The sequence below is a fragment of the Streptomyces sp. NRRL WC-3549 genome (assembly GCF_000721935.1).
In the GTDB taxonomy this organism is placed as follows: Bacteria; Actinomycetota; Actinomycetes; order Streptomycetales; family Streptomycetaceae; genus Streptomyces.
The window spans coordinates 70,915-71,599 of the sequence record NZ_KL585403.1; the positions used below are offsets into that span (position 1 = coordinate 70,915).

Here is a 685-nt window from a genome sequence, read left to right on the forward strand (position 1 = left end):
CCAGTGGTCCGACTTCCTGTGGGACCCGGACGTCTTCCCGGACCCCGAGGGCATGCTGGCCCGCCTCAAGGCGCGCGGGCTCCGCATCAGCATGTGGATCAACCCGTACATCGCCCAGAAGTCGGCCCTGTTCGCCGAGGGCGCCGAACGCGGCTACCTGGTACGCCGCCCCGACGGCGACGTCTGGCAGTGGGACCTGTGGCAGCCGGGTATGGCGCTGGTCGACTTCACCAACCCCGCGGCCGCCGCCTGGTACGACGACAAGCTGCGGCTCCTGCTCGACCAGGGCGTCGACTGCTTCAAGACGGACTTCGGCGAGCGCGTCCCCACCGACGTCGTCTGGCACGATGGCTCCGACCCGGAGCGGATGCACAACTACTACGCGCAGCTCTACAACCGCACCGTCTTCGAACTCCTGGAGGAGGAACGCGGCGCCGGTGAGGCGGTCCTCTTCGCCCGCTCCGCGACCGCGGGCGGCCAGCAGTACCCCGTGCACTGGGGCGGCGACTGCTTCGCCTCCTTCACCGCGATGGCCGAGTCGCTGCGCGGGGGGCTGTCCCTGTCGCTGTCCGGCTTCGGCTTCTGGAGCCACGACATCGGCGGCTTCGAGGGCACCCCGGACCCGGCCGTCTTCAAGCGCTGGCTCGCCTTCGGCCTGCTCTCCTCGCACAGCCGGCTGCACGGC

At 70.5% G+C, this 685-nt stretch carries 1 protein-coding gene; it reads left to right on the forward strand.

The window, feature by feature from the left end; genetic code table 11:
- Positions 1-685: TIM-barrel domain-containing protein (locus IH13_RS0117690; RefSeq protein WP_324605192.1), on the forward strand; the 685-nt coding region annotated here is incomplete at both ends.